The sequence below is a fragment of the Waterburya sp. genome (genome assembly GCF_058530065.1).
Map to the genome: position 1 here is coordinate 1 of NZ_JBZNBU010000258.1, position 24719 is coordinate 24719.

Sequence of the window (24719 nt, forward strand, 5' to 3'; positions counted from 1 at the left end):
AATTTACCGTGGCAAAAATTAATTTTCGTGTTGTTGAAGTAACAAGTAAAAAGTAACGAGTAACGACAATGGACGCTGCTACTCGTTACTCGTTACTCATTACTTAAAGCGTCGAACTCCCACACCTTTTTTCGTTCACCCCCGATTGACATATCTATTTGACATATCTATTCCATTAGCTCACTACCTCAATCCTCGACCCTAGCTATCTAATTTTGAATTAGGGTAGAATTACCTGTTTCGATCGCAGGTAGTCTAAAAAAACTGATGTTATAACGTAGAAGACTATTAAATAATTAAACCGATCGAGTTAACATTAACCTTATGTCTACCATAGAAAAAATCAAGCCTGCTGGTAGGGCTGATGTAATTATTTATGTACCTTATTATTCCAAAAATAAGCATAGCTGGTTGCCTCACGCGATCGCATTATACCGACAAGCATCTTTAGAAGGAGAGCGACAGGTAGAAGGAGGAGAGCCAATTCCTTTTGTAGCTAGTTGGTATGTATCTAAATTACCTTCAGAATTAACTCGTTGTCGCTTGCAATTTGATGGACAGGCAGAATTAAGTTATGAAGTAACATTGTCTAACTCAGAGTTTATTGATTACCTAATTGATGTCATCATGAACTTTAAACGTTCTAAGACAACAGATTTTCCTAATAGCTTTTACCGAAAATTGTTGCGCTTGGAATAAACTCATAAAAACCAACTGAAATTCACAAGGAGTGCGAGCGTGGCGAAATCGGCTAAACATCTTCTCATAGCTTCAACTGAAGCTCATAGCGGCAAATCTGCAACTATTTTAGGATTGAGCTATTTATCTTCCCACAAAGACTTATCCATTGGTTACGGACAGCCTTTAGGGACAGATTTTATTAAGATCGGAGAGAAAGAAACGACGGAAGATGTTAATTTTCTAGCTAGCACTCTCGGTTTACCAGCAGAAAAGGTTAAAGCCCCTCTAATATTTTTAGACCGTCAAACTATCGACAAACGCTTGGCAGAAGGGGATCGAGAAGACTACTCTCAAGCTTTAAAACAATATGTAGATTCTATCGAAGCAGATTTAGTATTGTTAGAAGGACCAAATAATCTTTGGGAAGGTAGTCTGTTTAATTTATCCGTCCTCGAAATTGCTGACTGCGTCGATGCGTCGATCCTCTTAATAGTTCGCTATCATCCCTTAGCAATGGTAGCTAGTTTAATTGCTGCCAAAAAATTCTTGGGCGATCGCTTGATTGGTATTGTGGTCAACGAAATTCCCAGGGATGAAATGGAAACTGTCACCCAAACAATTCAACCCTATTTAGAAAAGCAAGGAATTCCCGTTTTAGGCACTATACCCAAAGATAGAATTTTAAATAGCATTAGCGTCAAAGAAATTGCGACTAGGCTTGATGCTAAAGTACTGTGCTGTGAAGAACATTTAGATTGGATGGTAGAAAGTCTTAGCATCGGGGCGATGAATGTCAACTCGGCTTTGGGATATTTCCGTCAGAGGGATAATATGGCAGTAATTACAGGAGGCGATCGCGCAGAGCTACAAATGGCAGCTTTAGAAACTTCCACTCACTGTCTGATTTTAACGGGTCAAATTCCTCCCAAAGATTTGATTATCGAACGCGCTCAAAGTTTAGATATTCCCATTCTCTCAGTAGATACCGATACCTTAACTACTGTAGAAATTATCGATGGTGCTTTTGGTAAAGTTCCCATCTACGAACCAATCAAAATCAAACAAATTCAAAGTTTAATGGAACAGCATTTCGATATAGACCGTTTGTTAGATACTTTGGATATCGCTATTCCCACATCGGTTTAACAGCTTCGCTGTACTTATTAGTTATTAGTTATTAAATGAAGAGTGTGAATTAATTAGTAGTTTAAAACTACTAATTAATTTAACTAAATACTAACTACTAAATACTAAAAACTTTTTTAATCTTCTACAATCAAAAATAAACATTAACATTTAGTAACTATTCCGATGAGTATTAATCTTAAAGTTCCTAGTATGGTTTGTGATGGTTGCGTTTCTACAGTAAAAAATGCCATCTTGACTCACGCACCAGAAGCCCAAGTAGATATCAACCTCGACACCAAGCAAGTCAAAGTAGAAACAGAAGCTTCAGAAGCCTCTATTAAACAGATTATTACCGCAGCGGGACATACTGTGGAATAATTGCCGAAAAACCAATTGATTTGTTGAGGTTGGGAAAAGAAAGGTAGGGACTCCGATGAGCGTTCCCTTGCGCCTGTCGGCGGCGCGGGATCTCATCGTTTCATGAAACGTCCGTACAAGGGGGAAGGGGTAAAGGGCAATTTATTGGATAATTAATGATTTGCCTGGAATCCATTTTCCTCAGTCAGTTTCCGTAGGATTTAATTAAAATTCCCACAAAAGCAAATAATCCAGTTATAGAAATAGAAATAGCAACATTAAAAGCTAAAGACGAACGGGGTTGATAGACATAATTGTCTTTCTGTATGTGGCGCAATTCTCTGCGATGTTCGATCGCGGCAAGTAAAATGGCATTCGTGCCAATACCAATAAAAGCCAGACCGAGAATTCTAGTTAAATGAAGGGGATCGTCCACATACTCGGAAAGGGAAGATTTTTGTAGGGCAGTGACAATGCGATCGACCCCAAAACCAAAGCTAATTAATGCCAAACAAGTGCGTATCCAAGCCATTAAAGTACGTTCTGCTGCCGCACGATTTCGTTCTTTAGCTAGTTCTGTATTAATATTACTTCGGCGATCGCTCATATAATTAATACTCTGCTACAAATAACTATTTAAAAGTGAAGATATTTATCAGTACGGGAGAGGTTTCGGGAGATTTGCAAGGGGCGATGTTAATCGAATCTTTGTTCAAAATTGCTGGAGAACAAAATATAGATCTGGAAATTTCTGGCTTGGGTGGCGATCGCATGAAAGCAGCAGGAGCGAAGATTATTGCTAATACTGCGGTAATTGGTTCGATGGGGTTTGTCGAAGCAATTCCTTTCATTTTACCCACCATCTCCATTCAAAAATTAGCCAAACAATACCTGCAACAAAACCCTCCTGATGTTTTAGTCCTCATTGACTATCCTGCTTCAAATTTAGCTTTGGCTGGCTATGTGAAACAACATTTTCCTCAAACTGCGGTGGTTTATTATATCGCGCCTCAAGATTGGGCAGTTCCAATGTTAAACAATACCCCTAAAATTGCCCAAGTAGTGGATAAATTATTAGCAATTTTTCCCGCCGAAGCAGAATATTTTGCTAGCAAAAATATTAATGTAACTTGGGTAGGACATCCTTTGCTAGATCGCATCGAAAAAGCTCCCAGTCGCGATCGCGCCAGACAAAATTTAGATCTCAATCCTGACAATCGCATTATTACCCTTTTACCTGCTTCTCGCCAACAAGAAATAAAATATTTACTCCCCGTTATGGGAAAAGCAGCAAGCCAAATATTAAAACGACTACCAGAAGTTAAATTTCTCATTCCCGTATCCCTACCTAGCTATCGCCATGCCATTGAAGCAGTAGTAGCAAAGTACCAACTTCCCGCAACCATCTTAGACAGCAATACCTTGGATGCGATCGCTGCTGCGGATTTAGCTATTACCAAGTCTGGTACGGTCAATTTAGAAATTGCTTTGTTAAATATTCCCCAGGTAGTAATCTATCGTATTAGTCCGATTACGGCTTGGATCGGTCGTAGATTGGGCTTTTCCGTGCCGTTAATGTCTCCTCCCAACTTAATTGTCAATCGCCAATTAGTCCCCGAATTTCAGCAAGAAGAAGTTACTGCTAGCAATATCTTTCATGAAGTAGTAGATATTTTAGAAAACTCTTCCCGTCAAGCAGATATAATTGCTGACTACCAAGAGATGCGATCGCTGTTAGGAACTGTCGGGGTATGCGATCGTACTGCTAAGGAAATTTTATCAATGGACAATTGACGTTTTTTAAATTTTTTTTGAAAGTATTTTCTCCTAGTCTCCCCGCCATCTCAAAATTTTAGCTTTTGCTTACAAACAATCTCAGAGAAGATTTAAACAACCTTAGTGGAAAAAACTATTGTTATAAAAATGCAATCTTCCCGAACCTATATAAAGCCCTAAAGACCTCTCGCCAGGGGGGAAAACTGTAACGCCAAATAAATATACTCCCGTATAGTTCGGATTGTGTTTTGGTTTTAAAACCACAGTAATGTTATTTCCTGGAGGAATTGGGCGATCGAACTTGACGATTACTTCTCCTGTAGATTCGTCATAGGCAGCTGTCAAATCGATTTCTGCTTGTTTTTCTCGACGACTGCCAAAATAAGCTTTGGTTTTCTCTGATTTAAAATCAATATCTTCGCTTCCTTCTCGTTGTTGGATAACTACTTTACCTAGAGCTTCTTTCGCTTCTAGGGGTAATTCCAAATCGAAATAATATTTGGCTTGTCTAACTCTAATGCTATTAAAAGTAGTACTTGTATTTGATAAAAAGACGGCAGATTCAAAAGCTAATTTACCATCAGGATATTCAACTGCTTGAGCTACAGGTGCGATCGCATGATGAATCGATATACTTGCCAAACAAGAAAGTATAGTTAGAAAATGTTGCGAATAATGTTTTTTTGCGATCTTATGTTGCATAACAGGTACATAACTTAATTATTTATTTATCCCCAACGAGGAATAAGTATGTTATCGTTGTTTTTGAGGATCGAGATATAACAGTAAAATTTGCATTCAGTATTCTAAGGCTAGACCGCAAAGTATTGATTTAGTGTTTTTCTAATAGTATATATCGTCTCCCTCAGCGCAACATTCAATTTGGAGACAACCAGTTCATGTCAATTTATGTAGGCAATCTTGCATATGAAATCAATCAAGATGATTTAAACGAAGTTTTCAGCGAATATGGAGATATTAAAAGAGTTCATATTCCTACCGATCGCGAAACAGGTCGCGTCAGAGGTTTTGCCTTTGTAGAAATGGTAAATGATACTGACGAAGATAAAGCGATTGAAGCTTTAGACGGTGCAGAGTGGATGGACAGAAGTTTAAAAGTAAACAAAGCCAGACCTCGCGAAAACAGAAACTCTTTTAGTGGTTCTAGAAACCGTTTCTAAATCTGAGTTTGAGATTTAATCAAATAAATTATAGCTTTTAGGAATTACTGAAATTTTGATTTAGTATTTTCTGAAAGCTGTTTGCGTTTATGTAACAATTAAAGAGCGTTAAACTCTACAAGGCGATCGGTAAAATAGTTTTTAGTAGTTAGTAGTTAGTTTTTAGTTTAATTAATTAGTAGATTTGAACCACTAATTAATTAAATACGGACGTTTCATGAAACGTCCCTACAGTAATCAAATCGAAGATTATGAGAGGGGACTTAGACCCAAAAACTAATAACTAATAACTAATAACTAACCGAAGGGTAAAATTAGAGTTGTTATCAACAATAATCGCCAAAGTCTGCTAAATTTTTTTTAGATAAGCCAAATATTAAAAAAAGTTAATCATGCCCTCCAGTCAAGTTAAACCGCAAAATCATCCCCTCTTGCGACTATTGCACTATGGAGATAAATATCAAACCAATATTTGGCAAGCAACGATTTGTTCCGTTCTCAATAAACTCTTCGATCTCGCCCCTCCTGCAATTATTGGTGCTGCGGTTGATGTGGTGGTACAACAAGAAGATTCAATTGTAGCTCGTTTTGGCATCACCGATATTTTTGGACAGTTGTTAGTGTTGTCTTTAATATCAGCAATTATTTGGGGTTTAGAATCGATTTTTGAATATGCCTATTCTAGATTGTGGCGCAATTTAGCCCAAGACGTACAGCACGATATTCGTTTGGATGCTTATAGTCACATTCAAGATTTGGAATTGGCTTACTTTGAAGAAAGAAGTACGGGAGGATTGCTATCGATTCTCAACGATGATATCAATCAATTAGAAAGATTTTTAGACGTTGGGGCAAATGAAATCATTCATGTAGTTACTACTGCCTTGATTGTTGGAGGTTCGTTTTTTGTTTTAACTCCTAATATTGCTTGGATGGCGATTATCCCCATTCCGATTATTGTTTGGGGTTCGGTAGCCTTTCAAAAATGGCTTGCCCCCAGATATGCCGAAGTAAGAGAAAAGGTCAGCATTCTTAATGCTCGTTTGGCTAACAATCTTAGCGGTATTACTACGATTAAAAGTTTTACTACCGAAAAATATGAAATAGAACGGTTGCGACAAGACAGTAATGCTTATAGAAACAGTAACCGAAAAGCGATCGCTTTATCGGCAGCTTTTATACCTTTAATTCGCTTGGTTATCTTGGCAGGCTTTACGGGAATCTTGCTTTACGGTGGAGTACAAGCAGCATCGGGGGCTTTAGCAGTGGGTACTTATAGCGTTTTGGTATTCCTCACCCAAAGACTATTATGGCCTCTAACTCGTCTAGGGCAAACTTTCGATCTCTACCAACGGGCAATGGCTTCGATTACCAGGGTAATGGATTTATTGGATACGACCATTAACATTAATTCGGGAGATAAAGCTGTGCCTTTAAAAAAAATCAAAGGAGAAGTAAGTTTAAATAATATTACCTTTGCCTACCATCAAAGAGAACCAGTAATTAAAAACCTCTCTTTACACATTCCCGCAGGAGAAACTATTGCCATAGTTGGGGCGACTGGTTCGGGTAAAAGTACTTTAGTCAAGTTACTCCTCAGACTTTATGAAATCGAGTCGGGAAGCATTACTCTAGATGGACAAGATATTAAAGATATCGTACTTTGGGATCTGCGTCGGGGAATTGGTTTAGTCAGCCAAGACGTATTCTTGTTTCACGGTACTGTCAGAGAAAACATTAGTTATGGTTCTCCCGATGCTACCCTAACGGATATTATCGAAGCTGCTACCATCGCCGAAGCCGATGAATTTATTAGCGAGTTACCCGACGGTTACGATACTGTGGTTGGGGAAAGGGGACAAAAACTATCTGGCGGTCAAAAACAACGAATTGCGATCGCTAGAGCAATTTTGAGAGATCCGCCAATTTTAATTCTCGACGAAGCCACATCGGCAGTCGATAATGAAACCGAAGCTGCCATTGCTCGTTCTTTAGAAAAAATAACCCAAAACAGAACTACTATTGCGATCGCTCACCGTCTTTCTACGATTAGACACTCCGATTGCATCTATGTCATGGATAAAGGAGAAATTATCGAACGCGGCACTCACGAAGAACTCTTGGCACGAGATGGTGCGTATGCTAGCCTATGGCGAGTACAAACGGGAGAAAGGGGTTTTAGTTTGAGTAAGTAATAAGTAATAAGTAATGAGTAATGAGTAATGAGTAAATTACTACTACATACTCGTTTGGTAAAACGACTCTAACTAATAACCAATAACTAATTAATGACCAAGAAAGTATTTTTATATATTCCTAATTTAATCGGCTATGGCAGATTTTTATGCTATTTAATTAGTTTTGTTAGTCATAGTTTGGGAAGCTGGCAACTGTGCGCTTTATTTTATGCGATCGCTTTTATTTTAGATGAATTCGATGGTAGGGCAGCCCGCGCCTACAACCAAAGTAGTAACTTTGGTGCTGCTTTAGATATGGTGGCAGATCGCTGTGCTACGGCGGGTTTGTGTTTGATTTTGGCGCAACTATATCCCCAGTATTTAGTATTGTTTATAATTCCGATCGCTCTAGATGTTAGCAGTCATTATTATTTAATTTACGCCACGGGAATGTTAGGTTTGAGTAGCCATAAAGATTCTGCTGAATGGTCTAGTAATGGCTTGATGAAACTTTACTATGGTAATAAGACTTTTATGGATGTTTTGATTTTGGGGAATGAGGTATTTTATATTCTCCTCTATCTCAATTTCTATCTCCATGATTTTAATTTCACATTCAATAACCATAGTTTTAGTATCTGCTATTGGTTAATTCTTTTGTGTCTTCCAGTCTATCTTTTAAAGCAAGCAACTAATATTTTTCAATTACAAAATGCTGCTATGGAAATAGCGAATATAGATTCTCAGGACAATTAATCTATTTTTTAGTTGAAATTCACAAAAACTTCTTTTCGCAATTTTAATACAAGGTTTATCTATACTTTACCCGAATTAGCAAAAGATAGGACATACTTAGGTATAACTTCGTAAGAGAATTTAGCCAAACTGAATAATTGATTTTCGATTTATTTTTTAGATTTATAAAAATCGAACAATCGGATACAACACAATAAATTAGTTGGTTATAAAATAATATCTAATCTATGACGCAATCTAATCTTATAAAACAAATTTCTTATTCTCAGTTTTTAGGACAAATTACTATATTAAATAGGATTAAATTACCCACCATCCGATTATTTGGTACTGATGGTATTCGTGGCAAGGTAGGAGAAAAAGAAGTTTTAAATCCCGCTTTAGCTGCCAAAGTTGGCTTTTGGACGGGACAGATTTTACAAGCATTAGAAGATTGCTCTTTACCAGTAATTTTGGGTCAAGATTCTCGTAATTCTAGCGACTCTCTGGCAATGGCGATGGCAGAAGGTTTGGCTGCTGCGGGGGTAGAAGTTTGGAATTTGGGTTTGTGTCCCACTCCTGCGGTAGCTTATCTAACTAATATGACTAAAGCAATGGGTGGGGTGATGATTTCTGCCAGCCACAATGCACCAGAAGACAACGGTATTAAACTATTTGGGGCAAATGGGACAAAACTATCTAGTTTGGTTCAAGGTCAAATTGAAGCAGGAATTCGCGGACAAGTAAAAGATCTCCCAATTCAATTGCTAGCCTCTGCTGACTGGGGCAAACAATACTATCGCAGCGATTTATTAAAGCAATATATACAGTCAATGCTCGATCCTTTTATGGGTAACCATACTTTAAAGGGAATGAAAATTGTCCTCGACTTGGCTTGGGGTGCAACAGTAAATATTGCTCCCGATGTATTTAAGCAGATGGGTGCGTCAGTAATTGCGCTTCACGATCGCGCCGATGGCGATCGCATTAACGTTGATTGTGGTTCGACTCATTTGGCAAAACTGCAACAAGCAGTAGTAGAACATCAGGCAGACTTAGGATTTGCTTTTGATGGAGATGGCGATCGCATTATGGCAGTTGATTCCCAAGGGAAAGTTCTTAACGGAGACTATATTCTCTATTTTTGGGGTAGAGCTTTGATGAATCAAGGTCAGTTACCCCATAACACTATTGTTACTACCGTTATGGCAAACTTGGGTTTGGAAAATGCTTGGAAACAGCTGGGTGGTAACTTTGTTCGCACGGCAGTAGGCGATCGCCACGTCCATGCCAAAATGGCAGAATTAGGAGCAAAACTCGGTGGCGAACAATCTGGTCACATTCTCGCACCTAGCTATAGTGTTTCTGGAGATGGAGTTTTAACTGGATTACACATAGCTACTTTAGTTAAAAATTCTGGTAAATCTTTAACTCAATTGCTGGCTCAAAGTTTTGTCCCTTATCCTCAAATTCTCGAAAATGTCAGGGTGGAAGATCCCGAAATTCGCCAAAATTGGCAAGACTGTACTCCATTACAAATAGCGATCGCTGAAGCAGAAGCCGCCATAGGAGATAAGGGTAGAATCTTAGTTCGTCCTTCTGGTACAGAACCTTTGATTCGCGTCATGGTAGAAGCGATAGACCTAGATTTAGCTTGCTATTGGGCTACTAAATTGGCAGCTTGTGTGGAGCAATATTTAGTTGAGCGATCGTAGTTATTTCAATCAACTTTATAGTAAATGAATTTTAAATAACAGAAATATCCGCAGCTACTTGACTGCCTAATCCGCTATCCGCACCACTAGAGAACAAGCTAAAACTGCCACTAGTATCGCTACCAAGAGAACTGGGATTAAAAGAAAAAAAGTCGCTACCGCCACCACTTAATCCTGGTACTTGGAAACTACCTAGACTGGATAAGATTAGTTCCCCGCTATCGAGAATTGATACTCCTTTAATATCTTCGCTGCTGCTATCTAAACCAACATCCGAACCATCTACATAAAGAGAAAAATTACCAGCTGTATTACTGCCCAAACTACTAGCCGAGAAAGCCAAAATATCTCGATCTTCTCCAGACAGACCACCTACTGAAAAATTACCGTTAGTACTAATTAAAAGATCCCCATTGGCTGCAACCGAAATACTGTCAATATCTTCCGCGCCAGAATCTAATCCTACATCCGAACCATCAAAATAAAGTTCAAAACTTCCTGCTGTATTGCTGCCCGTAGAAGTCGGCACAAAGCGCAAAATATCGGCATCATCAATTAAGCCTACGCCATCAACATTACCATCTTGGTTGAGACTGAGTAAGATGCTACCATCGTCGTTAACATGAATTCCATCAAGATCGTTGTCCGCTAAACCCAGATCCGAACCGTCAAAAAATTGCGATCGCGTTTGATTGTCAGCATTAAAAAATATAATGTCTTCATCTGCAAAACTATTACCATCGATAGTTGCCGTGTCTCTGGTAGTGGCATAAAAGGAACGATTAATGTTTCCTCCAGGGTTACCAGGATCGCTAGTTTCTAAAGCAAACTCGTATAATCTGCCGTCATTTTCGTTAATATCATCTCGTTCGTCAATACCGCGATCGACAATGTAAAGACTGCTTCCAGAACCATCGCTACTAGGACCAATATCGACTCCTGCAGGTTGCACGGGATTGGCACTGCCAATATCTATAGTTCGTACTAAATTCCCGCCAGTAGTAACTTCAAAGACAGTAGTTGTCGGTTCGCCAACAATAAATAAGTTGCCAGTTTCTCGATCGTAGCCAATACCTTCAGGATCGGATAAACCAAAACTGGAAGTACTAAAGCTGCTAACCAGATTGCCATTGGTAGTAACTTCATAAATGGTATTATCGACTCCATCGGCAATAAATAGCGTTCCCGAACTAGGACGAAATGCTAAGTCTTCTGGGTCGTCGCTACCAAAATTTCTGGTATTAAAAGTGCTAACACTATTATCGTCTGATGTACCAAAAATGCGATCGTTACCAGCATTAATGCTGGTAATTCTTCTGATGGCATCGTCAGAGATAAACAGAGTATCATTACCTGAATTGTAAGTTAAACCCGTAGGTTCGTTAGAAAAATCTAAAATATTGCCAATATTAATTATGTTTTTACTGGTATTAACTTCAAATAAATTGTTACCTTCAAAAAGTGGGGTTTCATTTACTTCTGAATCGGAAATTAAGAAAGTGTTGGAATCATCTATATAAACTATTCCTGCTGGATCTGGGCTGGGAGAAGAAAATCCAGATGTGTCGATCGCTTGGATTAATCTAGCCATAATTTATATTGGTAATTTTGTGAATTAATACCTAGACAAAGTTGTTGATTTTTTGAACGCCATTTTTCTAAAAAAAACTCTGCATAGGAATAATTGAAATATATGACCTTAAAACATTTTTAGCCACTAAAAAAATCGACGATATAAATATATATGTGTATATATAAAAACCTAGTTAAATAATATTTCGCTTTTTTTGATTAAATACTAAAGTCTTAAAAATCTTCTTGGCGTATCGACTTGATTTATGTAGAAAACTGTAGTTTTATTACCTACTAAGTAGCTCCGCCTAAATGAACGAGATACTAGAATTTTAATCAAAACGAGAATGCCTTGTCCTATTTCCTATTCCCTGTTCTTACTATTTCACGTTTAATAAAGCCGTTTTTTTGAATCTTTTTTAACTTGCATTCAGGACATTGCATTTTATTGAACTGCTATTGATAGTTGGCGAGCGCACCAGCAACGCCCTAACTATAAATAGACTCTTTTGGACATAGAGATGTTATCTTAAACATCTCTATTTTTGTACACAGTTCTTGGCAAATTCAACACGAAGATCGATGAAACTATTGTTTGGCAAGAGAAAATGGTTCGGTGTATTAACTTGTTGGTTCATAATCTTTTTTTCTCATACAAACGTTTTGGCAAAGCCTAGCTCAGAATTAGATTCCGAAACAGCTATTTGTCCTAACTCTTTACCGAAGGAAATTGCAGAAATTACTAATAGTCCCAAGCTGGCGCGATCGCGCTGGGGAATAGAAATTCAAACAGAAGAAGGAGAGGTTTTATATAGCTCTAACGGTCACAAGTTTTTTACTCCTGCCTCTAGTGCTAAATTATTAACTACTGCTGCCGTGCTATCGAGTTTGGGTACGGATTATCTTTGGTATACCCCCATTTTTGCGGAGGGGAATGTCCCTAATCTTACTTCGTTACGCTTGCAAGGCAAGGGAGATCCCAGTATATCTACTGAAAGTCTAAAACAAATAGTACATCAGTTGCAAGTTTTAGGCGTTAAAAAAATCGAGCAATTAATCATTGATGATGGTTATTTTGACTCTCCAACTATTAATCCCACTTGGGAATGGTTAGACGTACATAGCTACTTTGCTACAGCGGTAAATAGTACAATTCTCAATCAAAACTCCGTTACTCTAACTTTATTACCTCAACAGCCAGGAGAACTAGTCCAGTTTGATTGGAGCGATCGCATTGCAGGAAGACAGTGGCAGGTAATTAATCAAGGAATTACAGGGAATACAGATATTCCTTACGGAATCGAAATTGACGGAGATTTGGGCAAACCATTGCTAACAATTAGAGGAGAACTAGCAGCTAACGAATCCCCAGATATTTGGGACATGGCAGTAGTCGATCCTGCAAATTATTTTTTGGAATCTTTTCGCTGGCACTTGGAAAGAGGAGGGATTGCAGTTAGTCGAGGAATAGTAGTTAAAGAACAAGCTAAGGGATCGCGGGAACGAGAAAAAGTATTATTAAACATAACTTCTCCATCCATAGCAGAAATCATTCGAGAGATTAATCAAGAAAGTAATAATCTATATGCTGAAGCTATAGCCAAAGTATTAGCTAAAGAATTAAAAGTTAACCATGGAATTAAAGCGATCGAGCAAAGCTTAAATGAATTAGGTATCGATCGAGATGAATATGTGTTAGTAGATGCTTCTGGGCTATCAAGACAAAATTTAATTTCCCCTAAAACTCTAGTCAAAATCTTGACAGCAATGTTGAAATTGGAAGATAAAAACAATAATGTATATCAGCAATCTTTAGCAGTAGCAGGAGTTAGCGGTACTTTAAAAAATCGTCTTCACAATACTTATATTCAGGGTCAACTAAAAGGAAAAACAGGAACTTTAACGGGAGTTGCTTCTTTATCTGGATATTTAACTAATGCCTATCCCTCGACTTTAGTGTTTAGCATTATTGTCAACAACTCCGAACTTTCTAGCAGACAGCTAAGACAAGCAATAGATCGAGTTGTCAAGGTTTTAGATCGCATTGAACAATGTTAGAGATCGTAGTTAAATAGTAATTTTTTCTTCACTATAAGAATGTAAAGCACAAATAAATCTAATTCATTTTTTATGAAGATTGTAAGAGGAAGATAATATTCGATCTAATGATTCGATCTTTTAAGGAGAGTTTTAGAAAAAATATAAATAATAAATATATATAATGATGAGAATTATCAAAGTTAATTATCACTTCCCATTAATCACATTAATCACCGCAATTACCATAGCTGCAATATCTGCTAAACCAGCTTGGAGCGAAAAATCTAAAAAATCGCCAAAACCTATCCCCGAAATTGGTTGGAGTAGCCGAATTAGTAGTATGGGGCTTGATGAAGAGGATAATATTGGCAAAAAATATCACTTTTACTGTCAAGCTGCCGAAGAAGATTTAATTCACGCACCTGTATGGGGAAGTAAAGTTTATACAGTTAATTCTGGAATATGTAGCACTGCCGTCCATGCAGGAATGTTAGATCCAGAAACAGGAGGAAAAATTACTCTAAAATTAGCTGAAGGTCAAAATTTTTATACAGGAAGTGATAAAAATGATGTAATTAGTAAGGATCATCGCGCTACGGATTTGAGCTTTTCTTTTGTCGGTAAGAAAAAAGTGGTAGCTCAAAAAACAAAAGATGAATCAGAAACTAAAAAAAACAAGAAAAAACGCGAACCTTCTGGACTTGAAAGAGTTTTAATGGATGGCTTTCAAAGAGGTGTAGAAAGAACCATTGAAAAAACAATAACTGATTTATTGGATTAGTTAATAATTAGTTATTAGTAATTAATTATTAACTTAGTTAAATTTTATTCCTCTATTTTAGCTAGTTCATCTTGTAAATTACTAATTAAATTATTTAACAACTGTAGTTGATAATCTATCTGGATATTTTTATTATTATTAGCTGGTGGAATATAGGTAATATATTGACTAGCTATTTTTTCATATTTATCTAAAATATTATTGGTGCGATCGCTAAAATCTTGAAGATAGTTAGCCGCTGCATCGACATAAATTTGAGAAGATATCCTCGGAGTATCTTGACTATTTTTATTTATGGTAGATTTATTGACTAGTTGATTAATTAAATAATTAGCACCACCTAAAACTACCGCACCAGCTTTTTTACGTAATAAGAAATTTAATTCTTGGGGAATATAAGATTTATGAGAAATATTTTCTCTGGTTGCTTCTAAGATAAATTCTGGGATTTCAATGATAGGAACAGTGCTCAAATCAATTTCTAATAATTGAGGGTTATGGTGATTAAAAAAACTACATCCTTGCTCGATCCATTTATTAATAGCTTGTTGTCGTTCTACAATTTTGGGTTGAAACTCCGACTCCAGCCAACTATTAAATCTAGTTTCTTGTAACGCAATTGCTAAAGTAGGTTGATAATTATTTAATAATTTAGGGAAATAAAGCCAAGCTCGAAAATCTGATATACTGCGATCGAAACTTTGTTGAATCAGTTTTTCTGCTTTTCGTTTAACTAAAACTAGATTATCTTGTTTGGCTTGTTGACGAGAAACTTCTATTTGAATTTCCTGCTGTTTCAGGGTAGCTTGTTGTAATAACTCTTCACTGATTTTCACTACTCTACTAAGTTTAATATCTCCTATTGTTTTTGAGTAGGCTATATTTTGTAATGCCGATTCTAGACTAATAATTCCTGTAGTTTGAGCCGTTGCTAGATCCCCTTTTAATCTGGCTCTTAAAGCAGGTAAAGCATCCACACAATAAATATTACTTACTCCAGATGGTAAAGTCGAACGAAAACTTTCAGCAATAAAATAAAGACGCTGTTGTACTTCTTTTCTTTCTTCTGGAGTTAATAAATTAAGAAAATTAACTACAAAAATAACTGTATTAATTCCTCTATGTTGCAACCAATTTTTTAGATTCTCCCTTTCTTCTAAAGTCATTAACTTGCGAGCATCTAAAACATGAATTATCAGATCGGCACTAAGTAACTTATCTTTTACTAAATTATTTTGTGCTTCGCGATCGTTTGTTCCTGGTAAATCGAGAAATTCAATTCCTGTTTTTAACCAAGAATGATTGCAAAAAACTCGAACTTCTTCTACCTCATTTTTCATTCGGCGATCGCCATCTAAAACCGCATATTCTTGTAAAACTTTAATTCCTTCCCGCTCTACTTGTGAGCCATTTTTTAGTGTAATTATAGTTTTTAATTCCTCGCCATAAGTAACACAAATAGCAGCCCCCGTAGTAGGAATCAAATCGATTGGTAATGTTTTACTACCCAACAAAGCATTTAATAAAGTCGATTTGCCATGATTGAAAGGAGCAAAAACAGCAATACGATAGGTAGGGCGATCGAGATAATCACAAATAGCAACAACATCTCTATAAAAAGATGTTGTTGAATCTAATTCTAATATTCCCAATAAACTACGCAGCGAGTTCAAGAGATTATTGTATGAAGACATAAATTATCAATCATCAGAACAGTAAAAATAAGATAGTTTTAAATTACTACTTCCTACCTAAAAAAATATAACTTATAAAAGCCAAAAATCAATCATATATATCGATAAAAGCCCGTCGAATTTAAAAAAACAACGAGCTTAATTTAGTTAGATATAGATAGCTACTTAAACTTCTACTTCTTGTCTGGCTAAAAGAACGGGACAGGGTGCTTTAATCCGAATATAATCTGACAGAGAACTACCTAATAAACGCTCTATATCAGGAAGGCTTTTAGCAATAGAAGGACGACGTTCGGGAGAACCCAATACTAGAAGATCGATGTTTCTTGCTTCTGCTAAACTGCAAATTTTCTGAGCGGGTCTACCTCCCGCAACCAAACATTTATAGTCAAAACCCATTCTTTTAACTTTAGCGACCGCAGGAGCTAAAATGGGATTGCTTTCCATATCTTCTTTCGATAATGCCAAATTGGGATCTAAATCGGGATTGACACGAGTTAAAAGTATTTCCGCATCTTTATATCCTTGAAGCATGGACAAAGTAACATCTAAAGCATAATTAGCAGCAGGAGACTTATCTATTGCCACCATCACTCGTTTGAGCTTCTTGACGTATATATCATCTTTTACCAACAACATCGAACGATCTGTCAGTTGAAAAACGTATTGACTGACCGAATTACTCAAAATAGATTGTAGCTTGCCCAAACCGCGAGAACCCATAATAATTAGGCTCGCATCTATTTCTGCTGCAACTTTTAAAACTGTAGTTTTTACTTCTCCCTCTTCAATTCTACTCGTAACTTTTCCTGCATCTATACCCAATCTAGCAATTAGTTCTTTAATTTTAGATTCGGCTTGTTCTTTAGCTACTGTTTCTTCCTCAGTCATTTTAGGGGAAATAACTTGCAGGATTGTAACTTGAGAATTTTTGGTAACGGGAAGTTCGAGTAAAATTTTAAGCATCTCTTGGGCATTGTCCGCACCAGAGTCTGCATATAGAATTTTATTAAGCATTGTCAGCCCTAGAATTTTCAAACATCGTTAATTTTCTGATGATTCTAGATTACTGCTAATCACTACCCCAAATAGCGATTTGGAGTATAAAACTTAATGACTAATTAATTAATGAATAAATAGAATAAATTATTTATTTGTCTTGACTCTTGCTTTCTAAACGAAATAAAAATAGCATCAGAGCGACCACACCAATCTGAAGCAAAAAATTAGGGAAGTTAGTCTCTAAATTCTGACCTGTAGCTAGTTTAGCCAAAAAGACAAAAGCTCCAATTAAACCAGATGCACCAAAAGCAATGTAGAAAATTTTTCTCAAGCCTTTGTAGGGAGCTTTTGCTTCTGCTCGCAAACGAGCGTATTTTTCTGGGGTTAAATTATTTTTCTTGGCTCTGGCCAATTCTTCAGGAGATAACTCTACCATTATTTGTAATTTGTATTATTTTTTAAATAGATATTAGGTATGGTAACGAAAAAAGGAGAGTCAAACTTAATGTCTGTATCCTCTCCTGCAAAATATTATTTATTTTCGTTCGCTCGAGCGATTTAGCTGTCGAGATTATTGAACGATAACTTTACCTACCATGCCAGCACCGCGATGGGGTTCGCAGTAGTAAGAATATTCACCAGCTTCGTTGAAAGTACTTTCGTAGCCTTCTCCAGGAGAGAAAACTAGGTTTTTGTGAGATTTATCAGCAGCGTTTTCAAACACTACGTTATGAGGGGACATTTTGTTGTTAGCCCACTTAACAGTATCTCCTTCTTTGATGGTTACAGTAGGAGGGTCAAATTTAAGCATTCCATTATCAGTACCCATTTTTACTTCTACTGTAGCAGCAGCAGCGGGGTTAACGCCGAAGAAAAAGGTAGATACTACTAATACTAATGCAGACAATAACAAACTTAATTTTTTAGCCATTTTTAAGAACTCTCTGTGTCCAATATGATTTTTTGTAGTAAACGTTCCTGAAAAACAGGGAATTTGATGCCCTAAGTAAAATTCTAATACTTTTTGCATGGCTTAGTTCCCAGTAAATATATTACTACAGAAGTTTGACGAGTTGTAAAAGTTCTACAGCTTGTCTTTTGACAGTATCGAACTGCAAGTTAACAATTAACGATCGATTGCAATCTATATTTTTGATTGAATTTTTAAGATTTTGAGAGGAGAAACTATGTTTGCCAGAATACTGTCCGCTTTAGTGATTTTTTTAACCGCAGCTATGTTTACTTTTGCTACTCCTGCAATGGCTGGAGACGCAGCTAGTGGGGCGCAAATTTTTAGTGCTAACTGTGCTGCTTGTCACGCTGGAGGCAGAAACGTCGTTAACGGCGCAAAAACTCTACAGAAAGAAGATTTAGAAAAATACGAAATGAATTCTATTGAAGCGATTACTTATCAAGTAAATAACGGTAAAAACGCTATGCCCGCGTTCAAAGGTCGTTTGACTGATTCTCAGATTGACGACGTAGCAACTTACGTTCTATCCCAAGCTGAGAAAGGCTGGTAGGCTTTAAGCTCCTATTGATAGTTTAATAGATTTTCTAGATTACTTAAATCCTCGATTCCTCACCAAAGGCGATCGAGGATCTTTTTTAGTTTTAATCAAATTAATCCATCAACTCCCATGCCATAATGTCAGAAAATAGAGTTTGATAGCCAGAAACATTAGGATGCAAACCATCTTCTCCTAACTGACTGCTAATCCAATTAGTGCCTCTAGAAAGCCAAAGATCGAGAATATCTAAATAAGGAATGTTTCTCTCTCGACAGGCTTTTAAAGTTGCTTCTTTGTAGCGATACTGATCGAAATGATTGTAATAAAGACAGTCCATGAAAGGCATTTTACTCTCATCCACAGGAGTCATGCCAATAAATAAAACGGGACAGAGATTGTGAGCTAGATCGAGTAAATAATCCATTTGTTGCTTGAATTCTGCAAAATCAGTCAAATACTTTCCTTTTGCTTTACCCAGTCGTGGAGAATCGTTAACTCCCACCGAAAGTAAAATCAAATCTGGCACTCGATTGCGTAATTCTCCACGACGACTAAACTCTTGTTCCAAACGCCGAGAAACTTGCACTGTGCGATCGCCCCTAACTCCCAAATTATATAAAACATGACCTTCTCCTTGAGGGGACATCCACTGACGACGCAATCTTTCTACCCAACCGCCACCAACATAGTCGCCAAAACCATAAATCAAACTATTTCCTAAAGCAATAATTTTTAAAGGCTGACGTAGTTTCAATTTTTTTTGAAACACATTATCTTTACTGGCGATGAAAGTAGAGTTTGGAGAAAGAATTGCTTGCATAAATTGAGTTATTAAAAAAGTTTTTTATATAAAAGTTTTTATACAGCAATAATCATACATAATTATTGCTTTAATCTTAAAAATAGAGTATATCCGATCTCTGAAAGAAACAGAAGAGTCAAAACTAGTAAAAGATCGATGAAAACTGGATTGAGAAACGATCGCTCTATAGATTGAGCTTTAATATAGCGATCGCCTCGATCGATGAAAAAAACCAAACCAACTAAATTTTATCCAGGAATAACTCGCTCTAATTTTGCCCCCAAATTTCTCAATTTTCCTTCAATATTTTCATAACCTCGATCCAAATGGTGCAAACCGCGAACGGTGGTTTTCCCTTCCGCTGCTAAACCCGCCAACACTAGAGCAGCAGAAGCTCTTAAATCCGTAGCCATGACTGGCGCGCCTGAAATAGAAGTTACTCCTTGGACGATCGCATGATTTCCTTTGACGCGGATATTAGTACCCATACGTTGCAATTCAGCTACGTGACGCAAGCGGTTTTCAAACACAGTTTCGGTAATCACGCTATTACCCTTACTAATACTGTGCAATGCGGTAAATTGAGCTTGCATATCCGTGGGGAAGCCAGGATAGGGAAGAGTTTCAATATCCGTACCGCGAAGTTCTCCAGGAATAATTCTCAAATTTTGTGCTTGAAGATTGCCGCCAAACATTTGACCTTCTCCAGGTTCGGCAATTACTTGACAGCCTATTTCCTTGAGCTTGGCAATCACTGGGGCGAGGTGTTCGGGAACAACGGAAGCAAGGGTGATTTCTGATTGGGTAATTGCTCCAGCTACTAAAAATGTACCTGCTTCAATACGATCGGGAATTACATTATATTCTATGGGGTATAGTTCTTTAACTCCTTGGATTGAGATCGTATTAGTTCCCGCACCGCTAACTTTAGCTCCCATAGCATTACAAAAGTTAGCCAAATCGACGATTTCTGGCTCTTGGGCAGCATTGCCGATAGTAGTTGTACCTTCTGCCAAAGTTGCTGCCATTAAGATGGTTTCTGTTGCTCCTACGCTGGGATAGTCGAGATATATATTTGCTCCCTGTAAGCGACGAGCAGCACCCACTAAATTGGCGTGAACTACTCCATCTTCAATGGATACGTTTGCTCCCATTGATTGCAAACCCCGCACGTGAAGATCTACAGGGCGCGCTCCAATAGCACATCCACCAGGAAGAGGTACTCTAGCAGTTCCCAATCTAGTTAATAAAGGACCAATTACAAAGAAACTAGCTCTTAATTGGGAGACTACATCATAGGGTGCTTCGGAGGGATTAATATCTTCAGCATCAATTTCTAAAGTGGCAGCAGATCTTTTTAGCTTAAGCCCTAAAGAAGTCAGAATTTGACCCATACGCTCGATATCTACTAAGTTAGGAACGTTATTTAAAACGGTTTTACCAGAACTAAGTATCGATCCAGCCATCAGCACCAGAGCAGAATTTTTAGCTCCACTGATTTCTACTTTTCCTTTGAGAGACGTTTTGCCCCAGATTTCTAATACTGCTTGAGGAGCATCTGTCGCAGTTATACTTGGAGTTAAGTTAGAGATAGAATTAATGGTCTTATCCTCTTGATAGTAAAAATAGTAATTTAATTTGAGCGTCTACATCAATAAACAACAGATTCTGAGCCAAGCAATATAAGAGATTGCTTGATATTTGACATTCAGCTTAAAAATCAATCATAATTAGAGTCTGTGGATGAAAATGAGACGCAAAGTCTTAGGAATTCCTAGACGAGCTAAATTTAGATGTTTGTGTTTGCTAAAAACAATTCGATCTAACTCCTAAGATAAATGTTAATTTGCAACCAAAGTATTACTTCGAGTAATGCTATTCGTCAATAGTTTGTGGAAAATATAATTTTAACTAGTATTCAAAATCCCCTGGTCAAACAAGCTCGAAAGCTGCATCGTGCCAAGGAAAGACAAAAACAAAATTTGTTACTTTTAGAAGGAACAAATCTAGTTGAAGCAGCTTGTCAAGTAGATTATAAATTAGAAATTATTTTTCACACAGATCGCTGGTATGAAAATCATCAGCCATTATGCCTAACAATTGCTAACAAAGGTTTTGAATTGCAGCCTGTTAGCTCTGAAGTATTGAAGGCGATCGCTACTACGGTTAACCCCGATGGAGTTGTGGCGATCGCACCCCGTCGCCCCCAGCAGGAACCAAAAGTTACTCAAACTAAGCTAGGAATTGCTTTAGAAAGACTCCAAGATCCTGGCAATCTCGGTACGATTATTCGCAGTGCAGTAGCGACAAGAGTTGATAGTCTGTGGTTGAGCCACGATAGCGTAGATATTCACAACCCAAAAGTCTTACGAGCTAGTGTAGGTGAATGGTTTGGTTTACCTATTGCTACCAATCAAAATCTTATAAAAGTGGTTCAGCAACACCAAGAAAGAGGCATTCGAGTTATTGCTACTACTTCTAATGCCGATCTAGACTATTGGGATGCAGATTTTAGCCATCCTAGTTTGATTGTATTGGGAAATGAAGGAGCGGGATTATCTAAGGAATTGATTTCATTAGCCGACGAACGAGTTAAAATTCCTTTGGCAAATGGTGTAGAGTCTTTAAATGTGGCGATTGCCACTGCATTGCTGCTTTATGAAGCTCAAAGACAGGTGAAAGTTAGTTAAATTAACAATGATTCCCAGAAGATATGAAAGACTCAAGCAAATTTTAAATCGCAGACAGCCAGATTTAACCGTATTAACTGAAGACGTACACAAACCCCACAATCTTTCGGCGATTATTCGTACTTGCGATGCAGTAGGAGTCTTTGCAGTTCATACCGTAAACCGTCATAGTGACACGCCAACATTTTCTCAAGTGGCTCAAGGAAGTGAAAAGTGGGTTAAACTACATTCCCATCCCGATATTAAAACTGCTATTCAACAATTACAAGCCAACCAACATAAAATATATGCTGCTCATCTTAGCGATACTGCGGTAGACTATCGTCAAATTGATTATACTCAACCCACAGCTATTCTTCTCGGAACGGAAAAATGGGGCGTTACCCCAGAAGCAGCAGACTTAGTAGACGGACATATTATTATTCCCATGCAAGGAATGGTGCAGTCGCTGAATGTTTCTGTAGCCAATGCCGTAATTTTGTTTGAGGCACAACGGCAGAGATTGGAGGCTGGCTTATACGATAAGGTGCGTTTAGCTCCAGAAACCTACAATCGCACTATTTTTGAATGGGGTTATCCCGATATTGCCGATATGTATCGTCGCCAAGGAAAACCATATCCAAATTTGGGAGAAGAGGGAGAGATATTAGCAAATTTGTAAACTCAATTTTGCGCCCTGGTAAATGTTTGTAAAGCTAGCAGCTAAAGAATTATAAATAGTTCGATCGAGGTGGTTATCTAATATGAGACTTTAAGAGAAGTATAAATAATAAATAGATTTTTTAAGAAATGGTACAAGAACGACAATCGACAGTAGTAGTTACAGGGGCATCTTCTGGGGTTGGCTTGTATGCAGCTAAAGCTCTAGCAGATAGAGGCTGGCACGTGGTTATGGCTTGTCGCAATTTGCCTAAAACGGAAAAAGCAGCCGAGAAAGTCGGCATTAATAAAGATAGTTATAGTATTATTCATCTCGATTTAGCTTCTCTAGATAGCGTGCGTCAGTTTGTGGCAGATTTTCGCGCTACAGGAAAATCTCTCGATGCTCTAGTCTGCAATGCTGCGGTGTATTTGCCATTGGAAAAAGAGCCTCAAAGAAGCAAAGAAGGCTATGAGTTATGTGTTGCTACCAATCACTTGGGACATTTCTTATTGTGCAATCTAATGTTAGAAGATTTGCGAAAATCTCCCGCACGAGAAAAAAGATTGGTAATTTTAGGAACGGTTACTGCTAATCCCAAAGAAATAGGAGGAAAAATTCCCATCCCCGCACCACCAAACTTGGGAGATTTACAGGGTATGGAAGCTGGCTTTAAAGCTCCTATTGCTATGATCGATGGTAAAAAATTTAAACCAGGAAAGGCTTATAAAGATAGTAAACTTTGTAATATGTTAACTATGCGAGAGCTACACGATCGCTATCACCAGCCTACAGGAATTATTTTTAATGCGCTCTATCCTGGATGCGTGGCTGAAACTGCTTTATTCCGCAATCACTATTCTTTGTTCCGAACTATTTTCCCTTGGTTTCAGAAAAACATTACTGGGGGGTACGTAACGGAAGAATTAGCGGGAGAAAGAGTCGCTCAAGTAGCAGCAGATCCCAAATTTAACGAGTCTGGGGTTTATTATAGTTGGGGAAATCGCCAAGATGAAGATCGCCCTGCCTTCAAACAAGAAATATCTGATGAAGCAATGGATGCTAACAAAGGCAAACGTTTGTGGGAATTGAGCGAAAAATTAGTCGGACTTTAAACCCAAGATGCGATCGCCGAAAAACTAAGCATACTGCCTTTCAAGAATTGTTTGAGACATGACACTAGTATGCCTTTATAATAGCTGTTAGATTTTGGGTAAAATATAAGATTGAGGAATTTGGCGAGTAATTTATGAGTTGAAGAGAAAAGCACTCGCCAAGATTTTCAAGTTCGCCTAAATAATAATTTTTCCGATAGCTATTTGTAAATAAGTATAGAAATTGTCGTGTCTAGCACCAAGTCAAATTATAGAAAAAGAATCGATTTTCTCAGAATACAATACAATTCTTTTAGAAGACAATACGATCCTGCTTTTCCCTATCGTTATTTTACCTCTGGCGATCGCGCATTACCTGATTTCATTATTATTGGGGTGATGAAAGCTGGTACTACTAGCTTATTTAGATATTTAGCCAATCATTCCGACGTATATTGTGCTTATAAGAAAGAAGTTCATTTTTTCGATCGCGGAGAAAATCCTAGAGTAGATACTTTTGCTAAGGGTGAGTCTTGGTATCGCGCTCATTTTCCCCTCAAAAAAGAATTAAATGCTGATGCCAAAGTCTATGAAGCAACCCCAATTTATGCTTTCAATCCTTTATCTCCCAAGCTAATTTCTCAAGTTCTACCTAATGTTAAATTAATTCTTCTTCTGAGAAATCCGACTACTAGGGCTGTTTCTCACTATTTACACGGGGCAAGAAGAAATTGGGATAAATTACCCTGTTATGAAGCCATGCAAGCAGAAGAAGCTCGTTTAAAACCAATTATTGAAGCTGAAGATTATAAAAATCGAGTTTTTATTGAAAATTCCTATAAAAGTCGTGGTTTATATAAAGAGCAAATTGAAAGATATTTGCAATATTTTGCTCGCGAGCAAATGTTAATTTTAGATAGTAACGAGCTATTTACCGACACTGTAAATACGGTCAAGAAAGTATTTGAATTTATTGGAGTAGATCCCGATAAATCTGAACTTACAGATCTTCGTGCTGCTAATATAGCTCCAAATAAACGCCAGTTTGAACCTCGTGTTTATGAGTATCTCGACGATTATTTTAAGCCCCATAATGAAGCATTGTATGAGTTTATGGGGAAAGATTATGGTTGGTAATCAACC

General features: G+C 37.5%; 24 protein-coding genes. 15 read left to right on the top strand and 9 right to left on the bottom strand.

The genetic code is table 11. The features are described 5' to 3' along the window. The first annotated feature begins 324 nt into the window (after positions 1-324). The 3 genes from ebsA (at position 325) to AC33VI_RS15335 (ending at position 2187) form a co-directional block, all read left to right on the top strand. Positions 325-699, top strand: coding sequence for a type IV pilus biogenesis protein EbsA (gene ebsA, locus AC33VI_RS15325; RefSeq protein WP_491783137.1), 375 nt, complete (start codon positions 325-327; stop codon positions 697-699). A gap of 39 nt (positions 700-738) precedes the next feature. Then, a complete protein-coding gene (locus tag AC33VI_RS15330; protein ID WP_491783138.1) occupies positions 739-1827 on the top strand; it encodes a phosphotransacetylase family protein in 1089 nt (362 codons plus the stop codon). A 165-nt stretch (positions 1828-1992) separates the two neighbouring features. Continuing rightward, a complete protein-coding gene (locus AC33VI_RS15335; protein WP_491783139.1) occupies positions 1993-2187 on the top strand; it encodes a heavy-metal-associated domain-containing protein in 195 nt (64 codons plus the stop codon). Positions 2188-2371: 184 nt separating this feature from the next. Here the strand turns inward: AC33VI_RS15335 and AC33VI_RS15340 are convergent, their stop codons facing one another. After that, on the bottom strand, positions 2372-2773 hold the full coding sequence (locus tag AC33VI_RS15340) for a YidH family protein (RefSeq protein ID WP_491783140.1): 402 nt from the start codon (positions 2771-2773) through the stop codon (positions 2372-2374). A 35-nt stretch (positions 2774-2808) separates the two neighbouring features. On the opposite strand from AC33VI_RS15340, the gene lpxB reads away from it, so the two are divergent. Further along, entirely contained in the window at positions 2809-3960 is a 1152-nt protein-coding gene (gene lpxB, locus AC33VI_RS15345; RefSeq protein WP_491783141.1) for a lipid-A-disaccharide synthase, read from the top strand. A 102-nt stretch (positions 3961-4062) separates the two neighbouring features. Here lpxB and AC33VI_RS15350 read toward each other — a convergent pair whose 3' ends face one another. After that, positions 4063-4644, bottom strand: a complete 582-nt coding sequence (locus AC33VI_RS15350) for a DUF2808 domain-containing protein (protein WP_491783142.1) — start codon at positions 4642-4644, stop codon at positions 4063-4065. A gap of 197 nt (positions 4645-4841) precedes the next feature. Between AC33VI_RS15350 and rbp the strand changes: the two genes are divergently transcribed. The 4 genes from rbp (at position 4842) to glmM (ending at position 9750) form a co-directional block, all read left to right on the top strand. Beyond that, positions 4842-5123 (top strand): RNA-binding regulator, encoded by a 282-nt coding sequence (gene rbp / locus AC33VI_RS15355; RefSeq protein WP_491783143.1) that lies wholly within the window; start codon positions 4842-4844, stop codon positions 5121-5123. 392 nt (positions 5124-5515) lie between these two features. Next, positions 5516-7318, top strand: coding sequence for an ABC transporter ATP-binding protein (locus tag AC33VI_RS15360; RefSeq protein WP_491783144.1), 1803 nt, complete (start codon positions 5516-5518; stop codon positions 7316-7318). 93 nt (positions 7319-7411) lie between these two features. Further along, complete coding sequence (locus tag AC33VI_RS15365; RefSeq protein ID WP_491783145.1) at positions 7412-8056, top strand: CDP-alcohol phosphatidyltransferase family protein; 645 nt, start codon at positions 7412-7414, stop codon at positions 8054-8056. Positions 8057-8283: 227 nt separating this feature from the next. Continuing rightward, entirely contained in the window at positions 8284-9750 is a 1467-nt protein-coding gene (gene glmM / locus AC33VI_RS15370; RefSeq protein WP_491783146.1) for a phosphoglucosamine mutase, read from the top strand. A 31-nt stretch (positions 9751-9781) separates the two neighbouring features. On the opposite strand, the gene AC33VI_RS15375 is transcribed toward glmM, so the two are convergent. Then, positions 9782-11341 carry a hypothetical protein gene (locus AC33VI_RS15375; RefSeq protein ID WP_491783147.1) on the bottom strand — a complete coding sequence of 520 codons (1560 nt, stop codon included), beginning with the start codon at positions 11339-11341 and terminating at the stop codon, positions 9782-9784. 644 nt (positions 11342-11985) lie between these two features. Here AC33VI_RS15375 and dacB point away from each other — a divergent pair. Both dacB and AC33VI_RS15385 read left to right on the top strand, forming a co-directional pair. Beyond that, positions 11986-13380 carry a D-alanyl-D-alanine carboxypeptidase/D-alanyl-D-alanine endopeptidase gene (dacB, locus tag AC33VI_RS15380; protein WP_491783148.1) on the top strand — a complete coding sequence of 465 codons (1395 nt, stop codon included), beginning with the start codon at positions 11986-11988 and terminating at the stop codon, positions 13378-13380. Between the two features lie 163 nt (positions 13381-13543). After that, a complete protein-coding gene (locus tag AC33VI_RS15385; protein WP_491783149.1) occupies positions 13544-14143 on the top strand; it encodes an LCCL domain-containing protein in 600 nt (199 codons plus the stop codon). Positions 14144-14187: 44 nt separating this feature from the next. Here the strand turns inward: AC33VI_RS15385 and AC33VI_RS15390 are convergent, their stop codons facing one another. The 4 genes from AC33VI_RS15390 to petE all read right to left on the bottom strand — a co-directional run bounded on the left by AC33VI_RS15390 (position 14188) and on the right by petE (position 17770). Then, complete coding sequence (locus AC33VI_RS15390; protein ID WP_491783150.1) at positions 14188-15816, bottom strand: dynamin family protein; 1629 nt, start codon at positions 15814-15816, stop codon at positions 14188-14190. A gap of 186 nt (positions 15817-16002) precedes the next feature. After that, positions 16003-16854: a universal stress protein gene (locus AC33VI_RS15395; protein ID WP_491783151.1), complete on the bottom strand. Its 852-nt coding sequence runs from the start codon at positions 16852-16854 to the stop codon at positions 16003-16005. Between the two features lie 133 nt (positions 16855-16987). After that, complete coding sequence (locus AC33VI_RS15400) at positions 16988-17275, bottom strand: DUF3493 domain-containing protein (protein WP_491783152.1); 288 nt, start codon at positions 17273-17275, stop codon at positions 16988-16990. A gap of 135 nt (positions 17276-17410) precedes the next feature. Then, on the bottom strand, positions 17411-17770 hold the full coding sequence (petE, locus tag AC33VI_RS15405; RefSeq protein WP_491783153.1) for a plastocyanin: 360 nt from the start codon (positions 17768-17770) through the stop codon (positions 17411-17413). A 256-nt stretch (positions 17771-18026) separates the two neighbouring features. Between petE and petJ the strand changes: the two genes are divergently transcribed. Next, on the top strand, positions 18027-18362 hold the full coding sequence (gene petJ / locus AC33VI_RS15410) for a cytochrome c6 PetJ (protein WP_491783154.1): 336 nt from the start codon (positions 18027-18029) through the stop codon (positions 18360-18362). Positions 18363-18462: 100 nt separating this feature from the next. On the opposite strand, the gene AC33VI_RS15415 is transcribed toward petJ, so the two are convergent. Continuing rightward, on the bottom strand, positions 18463-19170 hold the full coding sequence (locus tag AC33VI_RS15415; protein ID WP_491783155.1) for a GDSL-type esterase/lipase family protein: 708 nt from the start codon (positions 19168-19170) through the stop codon (positions 18463-18465). A 230-nt stretch (positions 19171-19400) separates the two neighbouring features. Beyond that, a complete protein-coding gene (murA, locus tag AC33VI_RS15420) occupies positions 19401-20753 on the bottom strand; it encodes a UDP-N-acetylglucosamine 1-carboxyvinyltransferase (protein ID WP_491783166.1) in 1353 nt (450 codons plus the stop codon). A gap of 291 nt (positions 20754-21044) precedes the next feature. On the opposite strand from murA, the gene AC33VI_RS15425 reads away from it, so the two are divergent. From AC33VI_RS15425 to AC33VI_RS15440, 4 genes are all read left to right on the top strand, one after another. Beyond that, positions 21045-21842, top strand: a complete 798-nt coding sequence (locus AC33VI_RS15425) for a TrmH family RNA methyltransferase (protein WP_491783156.1) — start codon at positions 21045-21047, stop codon at positions 21840-21842. Positions 21843-21849: 7 nt separating this feature from the next. After that, positions 21850-22503 (top strand): tRNA (guanosine(18)-2'-O)-methyltransferase TrmH, encoded by a 654-nt coding sequence (gene trmH, locus AC33VI_RS15430; RefSeq protein ID WP_491783157.1) that lies wholly within the window; start codon positions 21850-21852, stop codon positions 22501-22503. A gap of 128 nt (positions 22504-22631) precedes the next feature. Next, positions 22632-23597: a protochlorophyllide reductase gene (locus tag AC33VI_RS15435; RefSeq protein WP_491783158.1), complete on the top strand. Its 966-nt coding sequence runs from the start codon at positions 22632-22634 to the stop codon at positions 23595-23597. A 228-nt stretch (positions 23598-23825) separates the two neighbouring features. Then, a complete protein-coding gene (locus tag AC33VI_RS15440) occupies positions 23826-24713 on the top strand; it encodes a sulfotransferase domain-containing protein (RefSeq protein WP_491783159.1) in 888 nt (295 codons plus the stop codon). Positions 24714-24719: the final 6 nt, after the last annotated feature.

Bases quoted from the DNA above. Each gene is read 5' to 3' on its own strand.
- AC33VI_RS15335 (WP_491783139.1), top strand. From the start codon at position 1,993: ATGAGTATTAATCTTAAAGTTCCTAGTATGGTTTGTGATGGTTGCGTT.
- ebsA (WP_491783137.1), top strand. From the start codon at position 325: ATGTCTACCATAGAAAAAATCAAGCCTGCTGGTAGGGCTGATGTAATT.
- AC33VI_RS15415 (WP_491783155.1), bottom strand. From the start codon at position 19,170: ATGCAAGCAATTCTTTCTCCAAACTCTACTTTCATCGCCAGTAAAGAT.
- rbp (WP_491783143.1), top strand. From the start codon at position 4,842: ATGTCAATTTATGTAGGCAATCTTGCATATGAAATCAATCAAGATGAT.
- trmH (WP_491783157.1), top strand. From the start codon at position 21,850: ATGATTCCCAGAAGATATGAAAGACTCAAGCAAATTTTAAATCGCAGA.
- AC33VI_RS15340 (WP_491783140.1), bottom strand. From the start codon at position 2,773: ATGAGCGATCGCCGAAGTAATATTAATACAGAACTAGCTAAAGAACGA.
- AC33VI_RS15385 (WP_491783149.1), top strand. From the start codon at position 13,544: ATGATGAGAATTATCAAAGTTAATTATCACTTCCCATTAATCACATTA.
- AC33VI_RS15400 (WP_491783152.1), bottom strand. From the start codon at position 17,275: ATGGTAGAGTTATCTCCTGAAGAATTGGCCAGAGCCAAGAAAAATAAT.
- petJ (WP_491783154.1), top strand. From the start codon at position 18,027: ATGTTTGCCAGAATACTGTCCGCTTTAGTGATTTTTTTAACCGCAGCT.
- petE (WP_491783153.1), bottom strand. From the start codon at position 17,770: ATGGCTAAAAAATTAAGTTTGTTATTGTCTGCATTAGTATTAGTAGTA.
- AC33VI_RS15375 (WP_491783147.1), bottom strand. From the start codon at position 11,341: ATGGCTAGATTAATCCAAGCGATCGACACATCTGGATTTTCTTCTCCC.
- glmM (WP_491783146.1), top strand. From the start codon at position 8,284: ATGACGCAATCTAATCTTATAAAACAAATTTCTTATTCTCAGTTTTTA.
- AC33VI_RS15395 (WP_491783151.1), bottom strand. From the start codon at position 16,854: ATGCTTAATAAAATTCTATATGCAGACTCTGGTGCGGACAATGCCCAA.
- AC33VI_RS15350 (WP_491783142.1), bottom strand. From the start codon at position 4,644: ATGCAACATAAGATCGCAAAAAAACATTATTCGCAACATTTTCTAACT.
- AC33VI_RS15435 (WP_491783158.1), top strand. From the start codon at position 22,632: ATGGTACAAGAACGACAATCGACAGTAGTAGTTACAGGGGCATCTTCT.
- AC33VI_RS15365 (WP_491783145.1), top strand. From the start codon at position 7,412: ATGACCAAGAAAGTATTTTTATATATTCCTAATTTAATCGGCTATGGC.
- AC33VI_RS15360 (WP_491783144.1), top strand. From the start codon at position 5,516: ATGCCCTCCAGTCAAGTTAAACCGCAAAATCATCCCCTCTTGCGACTA.